General features: G+C 63.3%; 8 protein-coding genes. 2 read left to right on the top strand and 6 right to left on the bottom strand.

Annotation, left to right across the window (positions count from 1 at the left end; genetic code table 11):
* Both JOZ76_RS28495 and xth read left to right on the top strand, forming a co-directional pair.
* Positions 1-153, top strand: a 153-nt coding sequence (locus JOZ76_RS28495) for a HesB/IscA family protein (protein ID WP_291704373.1), incomplete at its 5' end; no start/stop codon positions are given.
* Positions 154-1,042: 889 nt separating this feature from the next.
* On the top strand, positions 1,043-1,834 hold the full coding sequence (gene xth / locus JOZ76_RS28490; protein WP_291704372.1) for an exodeoxyribonuclease III: 792 nt from the start codon (positions 1,043-1,045) through the stop codon (positions 1,832-1,834).
* A gap of 115 nt (positions 1,835-1,949) precedes the next feature.
* Here the strand turns inward: xth and JOZ76_RS28485 are convergent, their stop codons facing one another.
* The 6 genes from JOZ76_RS28485 to JOZ76_RS28460 all read right to left on the bottom strand — a co-directional run.
* A complete protein-coding gene (locus tag JOZ76_RS28485; protein WP_441300118.1) occupies positions 1,950-2,666 on the bottom strand; it encodes a tetratricopeptide repeat protein in 717 nt (238 codons plus the stop codon).
* 100 nt (positions 2,667-2,766) lie between these two features.
* Positions 2,767-4,491, bottom strand: a complete 1,725-nt coding sequence (gene ilvD, locus JOZ76_RS28480; protein WP_291704368.1) for a dihydroxy-acid dehydratase — start codon at positions 4,489-4,491, stop codon at positions 2,767-2,769.
* Positions 4,492-4,792: 301 nt separating this feature from the next.
* Positions 4,793-5,764, bottom strand: a complete 972-nt coding sequence (locus JOZ76_RS28475) for a tripartite tricarboxylate transporter substrate binding protein BugD (RefSeq protein WP_291704366.1) — start codon at positions 5,762-5,764, stop codon at positions 4,793-4,795.
* Between the two features lie 26 nt (positions 5,765-5,790).
* Positions 5,791-7,032 carry a threonine synthase gene (locus JOZ76_RS28470; protein ID WP_291704364.1) on the bottom strand — a complete coding sequence of 414 codons (1,242 nt, stop codon included), beginning with the start codon at positions 7,030-7,032 and terminating at the stop codon, positions 5,791-5,793.
* 20 nt (positions 7,033-7,052) lie between these two features.
* Positions 7,053-8,471 (bottom strand): dihydrolipoyl dehydrogenase, encoded by a 1,419-nt coding sequence (gene lpdA, locus JOZ76_RS28465; protein WP_291704362.1) that lies wholly within the window; start codon positions 8,469-8,471, stop codon positions 7,053-7,055.
* 130 nt (positions 8,472-8,601) lie between these two features.
* Positions 8,602-9,325: 2-oxo acid dehydrogenase subunit E2 (locus JOZ76_RS28460; RefSeq protein ID WP_291704360.1), on the bottom strand; the 724-nt coding region annotated here is incomplete at its 5' end.

The raw sequence follows: 9,325 nt of genomic DNA, 5'->3' as shown, positions 1-9,325 counted from the left end.
GACGGCGCCGTGGTGCTCATCGACCCGGTTTCCCTGCAGTTCATGGCGGGCGCGCAGATCGATTTCGTCGACGACCTGATCGGCGCCTCGTTCCGCGTCAACAACCCCAACGCCACCGCCTCCTGCGGCTGCGGCACCAGCTTTTCGATTTGAGGTCTCAACCCTTCCCCCTGCAGCGCGCGTCGGCGCGTTTGGCGAAAGCTGGTCATCGCCCGGCTCGACCGGGCGATCCAGTACGCCGCGGCGCATCCGCTCGAGCACTGCTGTCTCTGGAATGCTGGATGCCCCGCTTTTGAAGCGGGGCATGACAGCGGAAAAACATGGCGCCGCCTTCCCGCGGCGTGATCGCGCCCGAGTTGTGCATCAGTCTTGGCCCTCAGGAGATCAGAGGGCGCAGGGAAGGCCGGGTATCGACTGATACCCGCGGCCCCCGTGCAACAAAAAAGCACGGGGAAGGAACCACAGGTTTCAGCCGGATCACCCGGCCTTCCCTGCGCGATGGTTTACGCCTTATACGTGCTCTCCCCAGGAACCGGGCTCTTTTGCTCCTGTCGCCGCGCGATCATCTCGCGCAACTTGACACCAGCGTCGGGGTGTCAGGACCACACGATTTCGTCGTCCGCATCGGCGCCGTTCGTCCGCGCGATAAAATCGCGCGCGTCGCGAATGCGTCCATCGCATCCCGCCTCACGTGTCGTGACGATAGCGCATACGCCCCTCTTACCGAGGCGGGACACGCGCATCATGCTTCTGATTCGGCGAAAAGTCAAGTTCGATTACGGAAATCAGAATAAGCCTCGCTGCGCCTGAGTGGCACGACGGGCAGTTTGCGCGTGGCCTGCATGCGAAGTTTGCTCATCGGAGTTTTTCGCACGGATTGATATCAATCGTCATGGCCGGGCTTGTCCCGGCCATCCACGTCTTCGCCGCACAAGGAAGAAAGACGTGGATGCCCGCGACAAGCGCGGGCATGACGAGCTATAAACATGCTTCGGATCGTGCGGCAGGGAAAGCACGGTCCGCATTCAGCAGGGAATCGTCGATGCGCATTGCCACCTGGAACGTCAATTCGATCCGGCAGCGGCTGGAGCCGCTGATGGCCTGGCTCAGGGAGTGCCAGCCGGACGTGGTCTGCCTGCAGGAGACCAAGTGCACGGACGACGCGTTTCCGCGCTTCGAACTGGAGGCGCTCGGCTACAACGTCGTCACCCACGGCCAGAAGACCTTCAACGGCGTCGCACTGCTCTCAAAACTGCGGTTCGACGAGACCAAGTCGGGGCTCGCCGGCGACGACGAGGATGCGCATGCGCGTTTCATCGAGGGCGTGGTGACGCTGAAGCGCGGGGTGGTGCGCGTCGCCTGCCTCTATCTGCCCAATGGCAACCCTGCCAATTCCGACAAATATCCCTACAAGCTAAAATGGATGTCGCGACTTCGCGAGTATGCCAGGGAACGACTGCTGGCGGAGGAGCCGCTGGTGCTGGCCGGCGACTACAACGTGATTCCGCAGGCCGTGGACGTCCATAACCCCGCCGCCTGGGTCAACGACGCGCTGTTTCGCGCCGAAACGCGCGAAAGCTTTCAGGCGCTGCTCGGCCTCGGCCTCACCGACGCGCTGCGCGCGGTCAACGACGCCCCTGGTCAGTACACGTTCTGGGACTATCAGGCCGGAGCCTGGCAGAAGAACTGGGGCCTGCGCATCGATCACATGTTGATGTCGCCGCAGGCCGCCGACCGCCTGATCGATGTCGGCATCGACAGCTATGTGCGCGGCTGGGAGAAGCCGTCGGACCACGTGCCGGTGTGGGCGGATCTCGATCTGGAGGCGGCGTAGCGACGCCGCGGTAGGGTGGGCAAAGGCGCGTCTTCGCGCCCTGCCCACCATTCAACTACCAACACCGTCATCCATGCGGGTGGGCACGCTTCGCTTTGCCCACCCTACGGCAGCATCAATCGCGCTTGCCCTGGACCCAGAGCTCCAGCATCTTCAGCGCCGAGGCGCGATCGTCGTCGGAGGCTTTGGCAAAGGCGCGGTTGTAGCTTTCCTTGATCCAGGCCTCATCGGGACCCGCGCTGTCGCGCGCGAGCGTCAGCCACATCAACCCGCGCGCGGCCTGCCGCGGCAGGCGGTCGCCGTTGAACAGCATCTGACCGAGCAGCGCCTGCGCCTGATGCTGGCCCTTCTGCGCCGCGAGCCCGAGCCAGCGCGCGCCATAGCGGAAATCGTCGCGCGAGGCATCCGACGACTTCAGATAAAGCCGTGCCAGATCATATTGCGCGTCCGCATTGCCGAAATAGGACGCGGCGTAGGACAGCATCTCCCGCGCGCGATCCGGATCCGGCTTGACCTTCGAATTCGGGATGCCGCTCAGATAGTAGCGGCCGAGCGCCAGGAACGCGTTGGCCACGATCGCCGATTGCGGCGCGGACGGGCTGTCCTCGGCATGCGCATTGGCGATGCGGCTGAAATATTCGAAGGCGCGCACATCATCCTGCACCACGCCATCGCCCAGCGCGTACATCCGTCCGAGCTTCCACTGTGCGACGAAATGTCCCTCTTCAGCGGCATATTGCAGCGCCGTCAGCGACTCCGCAGGCGTCGCGGTAGACGATCCCGATGGCGCCGCCTTCCTGATCCCTGTGCCAACCCCTGGTTGTCCTGACATCACGGCAATCGTCGAGTCCTGGTTGGCCGGCGCGCCGTCAAAAGCGGATGCCGGGCCTGCCAAGGGCGCGATCGCCAGAAACCACCCAAAAATAACTCGTTCAAATGTCCGCATAGCACTGCTTCTCGTGAGCACCACCGGGGTGTGTCACGGCTCCTGCAACCGCTGGTCCTACCTGCTGAGCATATTTCCAGAGCGCGCCCGATGTGTGCTTAGTCTCCCGGGCCGTCCAATTGGTTTTGCGTTCCGCCAATTCGGCGTCCGACAATTTCACGTTCAAAGTGCCGGCGACCGCATCGATCTCGATGATGTCGCCATCCCTGAGCAATCCGATCGGTCCACCGACCGCCGCCTCCGGCCCGACATGGCCGATGCAGAACCCGCGCGTCGCGCCCGAAAACCGGCCATCAGTGATCAGCGCGATCTTGCCGCCCATGCCTTGACCGGTCAGCGCAGCCGTCGTCGAAAGCATCTCCCGCATGCCCGGGCCGCCGCGCGGTCCCTCGTAGCGGATGACGATCACCTCGCCTTCCTCATAGGTGCGCTTCTGCACCGCATCGAAAGCGTCTTCCTCACGGTCGAAGCAGCGGGCCGGTCCCGTAAACCTCAGGTTCGACATGCCGGCGACTTTCACGATCGCTCCTTCGGGCGCGAGGTTGCCCGTCAATCCGACCACACCGCCGGTCGCGGTGATCGGCTTGTCAGCAGGCCGCACCACCTCCTGGTGCGGATTCCATTTCACGCCCTTGAGATTCTCTGCAATCGTCCGGCCCGTGACCGTCAAGCAGTCACCATGTAAAAATCCGTGATCGAGAAGCGTCTTCATCAGAAGCGGAATGCCGCCAGCCTCGAACATGTCTTTGGCGACATAACGGCCCCCCGGTTTCAAATCCGCGATATAAGGTGTCTTTTTGAAGATTTCGGCGACGTCGAATAAGTCGAACTTGATGCCCGCCTCGTGAGCAATTGCCGGCAAGTGCAAGCCAGCGTTGGTTGAACCGCCTGAAGCTGCAACCACCGCCGCCGCATTCTCCAGCGCCTTTTTGGTCACAATGTCGCGCGGGCGGATGTTGGCCGCGATCAGCTCCATGACCTGCTCGCCGGCGGTCATGCAGAAGGAATCGCGAATCTCGTACGGCGCCGGCGCGCCAGCCGAATAAGGCAGCGCGAGCCCGATCGCCTCGGACACGGTCGCCATCGTGTTGGCTGTGAATTGTGCGCCGCACGCCCCGGCCGACGGGCAGGCCACCCGCTCGATCTCGTCGAGGTCATCGTCCGACATCGCCCCGACCGAGTGCTTGCCGACCGCCTCGAACATGTCCTGTACGGTGACCTGCTGGCCACGGAAGTTGCCGGGCAAAATCGAGCCGCCATAGATGAAGATCGATGGCACGTTGAGGCGGACCATCGCCATCATCATGCCGGGCAGCGATTTGTCGCAGCCGGCGAGCCCGACCAAGGCGTCGTAGGCATGGCCGCGCATAGTCAATTCCACGGAGTCGGCGATGACTTCGCGTGACGGCAGCGAGGAGCGCATGCCGTCATGTCCCATCGCCATGCCATCGGTGACCGTGATGGTGCAGAACTCCCGCGGGGTGCCGCCGGCCGCGGCCACGCCCTTCTTGACCGCCTGAGCCTGGCGCATCAGCGCGATGTTGCAGGGGGCGGCCTCATTCCAGCAGGAGGCGACACCGACGAAGGGCTGATGGATCTGCGCGGTGGTGAGTCCCATGGCGTAGAGGTAGGACCGATGCGGCGCCCGCTCAGGACCCTCCGTCACGTGGCGGCTTGGCAGCCGTGTCTTGATCCCAGTCTTCGCGTCCATCGCGACGAAACCCTGTTCCCTCGGCCAACCCAGTCAGCCCCGGAAAATCCAACACACAACACAGGATTTTCGTTCGCCTTCGCGGTGGTCTTAGATTTTGAAACAAACCTTTCGTGTAGGGGTGTGGCCAAAAAGCGGCGGATGCAAGGGCGGCCCGCCACAGTTGCGAAGATGTTCTCCCAATGTTGCGAGGGGGCAACATTCGTGGCCGACCTGCAACCATTTGTTAAGTTTTGTTACCGTTGGGCGAGCCTTTGGCGGCGTGCTCGCGGCAGGATACGGCTTGACCGTGACATTCCGGTTACTCGACCTTGACGTCGGCCGCCTGGATCAAGGGCCACCATTTGGCGATCTCGGCCTTCTGCCAGGCTCCGAGCGCCTCCGGGTTGGCCTTGTCCTTGTCGGGCATCTGCAGGCCGAGGTTTTCCATCTGTTTTTGCACCGCAGGGTCGCTGAGGGCCTCCTCGGTCGCGGCATTGAGCCGGGCGACGATCTCGTCTGGCGTCCCCTTCGGCACCCACAGGCCCGACCACAAGGTCATGTGAAAGCCCGGCAAGCCGGCCTCGTCCACGGCCGGGATATCCGGCGCCTGCGCCAGCCGCGCAGCTTGGGTGACGGCGTAGGCGCGGATGGTGCCGGCGCGGACCTGGTTGATGGAGTTGGAGGTCTGGTCGACGATGAGGTCGATCTGCCCGCCCACGAGGTCGCTCAGCGCCGGCGCCGTGCCGCGGTAGGGCACGAATTGCAGCTTTGCGCCCGACACCTGCTCGAAATAGAGCCCGGCAATGTGGCTGCCCGAGCCGGCGCCGGCGGTGCCAGCGGTCGCCGGCGTCGGACGCGATTTCAGCCAGGCGAGCAGTTCGGCGAGCGATTTTGCCGGCACGCCATTCCTGGAGACGATGATCATCGGGTTGCTCGGCAGCAGCGCCACCGGCTCGAGATCGGCGATCAGGTCGTAGCTCAGCTTGTAGATCGCGCCATTGCAGACATGGGTGCCGAGATGGCCGAACGAGATGGTGTAGCCGTCCGCCGCCGCATGCACCGCGCGGCCGACGCCTATTGATCCCCCAGCTCCCGTGACGTTCTCGATCAGCACCGCCTGGCCGAGTGACAGTTTCATGCGCTCGGCGAGTATGCGGGCCATGGCGTCGGAGGGACCGCCGGCGGAGAACGGCACGATGATGGTGATGGGGCGCGACGGGAAAGTTTCCGCACGCGCCGCAAAGGTCAATGCCAGCAGCGCAGCGACGACAAGACAGGCGACCCTTCGCATCACATCCTCCGGCCGTCCAGATTCGATCAAAGGCTGGCGTAGTCGATCGGCTGAAAGCGATCGAGCGTGCGCTTGACCGGCGGCAGCGGATATTTGAGGCCGGTGGCGCAATTGAACAGCATGACGCGATCATTCTTGTTGACGCGGCCATCGGCGAGGCTCTGCTGGTAAGCGGCATAAGTCGCTGCGCCCTCGGGGCACAACAAAAGCCCCTCCTCGCGGGCGACTTCGCTCAGCGCTGCGGAAATCTCGTCGTCATCGACTGCGATGGCAAAACCTTGGCTCTCGCGCACCGCGCGCAGGATCAGAAAATCGCCGACCGCCTGCGGCACGCGAATCCCCGAGGCAATGGTATGCGCATCCTCCCAGCGCGGCGCGTGCTCGCTACCTGCCTCGAAGGCGCGCACCATCGGCGCGCAGCCTGATGCCTGCACCGCCACCATGCGCGGGCGCCTCTTGCCGATGAAGCCAATTGCCTCCAGCTCGGCAAACGCCTTCCACATCCCGATCAGCCCGGTGCCGCCGCCGGTGGGATAGAAGATCACGTCGGGGACGTCCCAGCCGAGCTGCTCGGCAAGTTCCAGCCCCATCGTCTTCTTGCCCTCGATCCGGTACGGCTCCTTCAAGGTCGAGGTGTCGAACCAGCCTGCCTTCGCCTTGCCCTCGCCGACAATTTTACCGCAATCGTCGATAAGCCCGTTGACGCGGTAGACGGTCGCGCCCTGCAGCTCGATCTCGCTGACATTGACCTCCGGCGTATCGGCGGGACAGAAGATCGTGGTCCTGATGCCGCAGCTCGTCGCGTAGGCGGCGAGCGCGGCGCCGGCATTGCCGTTGGTCGGCATCGCCATGTGCGTGATGCCGAGCGCCTTGCCCATCGAGACCGCCATCACGAGCCCGCGCGCCTTGAACGAGCCGGTCGGCAGCCGCCCTTCATCCTTGACGATGATCTCGCCGCCGCCGAGCTTTTTGGCAAGTTTCGGCAGGCGGATCAGCGGGGTCATGACCTCGCCGAGCGAGACGATGTCCTGGCATTTGCGCACCGGCAACAGCTCGCGGTAGCGCCACATGTCGGCGGGACGCGCCTTGAGCGCGTCTTTGCTCAGCGCCTGCTTGACGCCCGGAAGATCGTAGCGGACCAGCAGCGGCTTGCCCGCTTTCGAGAGATTGTGGATCTGATCGGCGGGATAATGATCGCCTTGAAGGGAGCATTCGAGGTGGGTGACGAAGGTTGGCCGCTCGATCCTGAGATTGTCGTTGTCTTTCACGGAAATCTTTCTTGTTGTTCTTAGATGTTCAGCACGCGGCCATAGGCGTCGAGCACCGCTTCCTTCATCATTTCCGACAGTGTCGGATGCGGGAAGACCGTGTGCATCAGCTCCTCTTCCGTGGTCTCCAGGTTCATGGCGACGACATAGCCCTGGATCAGCTCGGTCACTTCGGCGCCGACCATGTGCGCGCCGAGCAGTTGGCCGGTCTTCTTGTCGAACACCACCTTCACCAGACCCTGGTCGTCGCCGAGCGCGATCGCCTTGCCGTTGCCGACAAACGGGAAGCGGCCGACGCGGATCTCGCGGCCGCCCTCTTTGGCTTTCGCTTCGGTCAGGCCGACGGAGGCGACCTGCGGCTGGCAATAGGTGCAGCCGGGAATGAGGTTCTTGTCGATCGGGTGCGGGTGCAGGCCCTTGATCGCCTCGACGCAGATCACGCCCTCATGCTCAGCCTTGTGCGCGAGCATCGGGGGACCTGCGACATCGCCGATCGCATAGATGCCGGGCACATTGGTTTTGCCGAGCCCGTCGACCACGATCACGCCGCGGTCGGTCTTGACGCCGAGCTTTTCGAGCCCGAGATTTTCGACATTGCCAACCACGCCGACCGCGGAAATCACCCGCTCGAATTCGGCAGTCTGCACGCTCTTGCCGTCATCGATGGTCGCGACCACGCTGTCGGCCTTTTTCTCCAGCTTTGCCACCTTCGTCGAGGTCAGGATCTTGATGCCCTGCTTCTCGAAGCGTTTTCGCGCAAGGCCGGCGATCTCCGCGTCTTCCACGGGCAGAATCTGCGGCAACACCTCCACTACGGTGACCTCGCTGCCCATGGTGCGGAAGAACGAGGCGAACTCGATACCGATCGCGCCGGAGCCGACCACCAGCAGTGATTTTGGCATGCGCTCCGGCACCATGGCCTCAAAATAGGTCCAGATCAGCTTCTTGTCCGGCTCGAGGCCCGGCAGCACGCGCGGCCGGGCGCCGGTGGCAATGATGATGTGCTTGGCCTGGTAGGTGCCCTCGCCCGATGCGCCCTTCGGCGCCTCGACGGCCGATTTCTTCACCGTGATCTTGCCCGGCGCGTCGATCACCGCCTCGCCCCAGATGACCGAAACCTTGTTCTTCTTCATCAAAAAGCCGACGCCGTCGTTCAGCCGTTTGGAGACGCCGCGCGAGCGCTGCACCACGGCTTTGGGATCATAGCCGATCTTCTCGGCTGACAGCCCATAGTCCTTGGCGTGCTGCATGTAGTGAAAGATTTCCGCCGAGCGCAGCAGCGCCTTGGTCGGGATGCAGCCCCAGTTCAGGCAGATGCCGCCGAGATAGGCCTTCTCAATGATCGCGGTCTTGAAGCCGAGCTGCGCTGCGCGGATCGCGGTGACGTAGCCGCCCGGCCCGGAGCCGATGATGATGACGTCGAAGGATGTATCGGCCATGTTTATGAGCTCTTTTTGATCATGCGATCGGACTGAACGTTCGTCCGTCATTGCGAGGAGCACTTGCGACGAAGCAATCCAGCCTTCTGATGGCGAGATGGATTGCTTCGTTGCGCTCGCAATGACGGCATTACACCATCATCATCACGGGATTTTCGATCAGCTTCTTGAATTCGCCGATCAGCTCGGCGCCGAGCGCGCCGTCGATCGCGCGATGATCGCACGACAGCGTCACGCTCATGATGTGCGCGATCTCGATCTTGCCGCCGCGCACCACAGGGCGCTCCTCGCTGGTGCCGACCGCGAGAATGGTCGCATGCGGCGGGTTGATCACGGCGGTGAAGTGGTTGATGCCGTACATGCCGAGATTGGACACCGCGGTGGTGCCGCCCTGATATTCCTCCGGCTTCAATTTGCGCGCGCGGGCGCGGGCGGCAAAATCCTTCATCTCGCCTGATATCACCGACAGCGTCTTGGTCTCGGCTTTCCGGATGATCGGCGTGATCAGGCCGCCGGGCATCGCGACGGCAACGCCGACGTCGGAATGCTTGTGCTTGACCATGCCGCCCTCGGTCCAGCTCACATTGCAGTCGGGCTTCTTCTGCAGCGCGACCGCCATCGTCTTTATGACGACGGCGTTCACCGAGAGCTTGTAGAGCGGCTTCTTGTCCTTGTCGGTCGGCGCAGCCTTGTTGATCTCCTCGCGCGCAGCCAAAAGCTTGCCGATGTCGCAGTCGATCGTGAGATAAAAGTGCGGCACGTTCTGGATCGAGGCGGTCAGCCGCTGCGCGATGGTGCGGCGCATGCCGTCGTGCGGAACGATCTCGTATGATCCCGGCTCGAACAGCGCGAGA

It is taken from the genome of Bradyrhizobium sp. (assembly GCF_019244115.1).
Classification (GTDB): Bacteria; Pseudomonadota; Alphaproteobacteria; order Rhizobiales; family Xanthobacteraceae; genus Bradyrhizobium.
The sequence above is the reverse complement of the archived record's forward strand: the minus strand, read 5'-3'. Positions and strand labels throughout refer to the sequence as shown.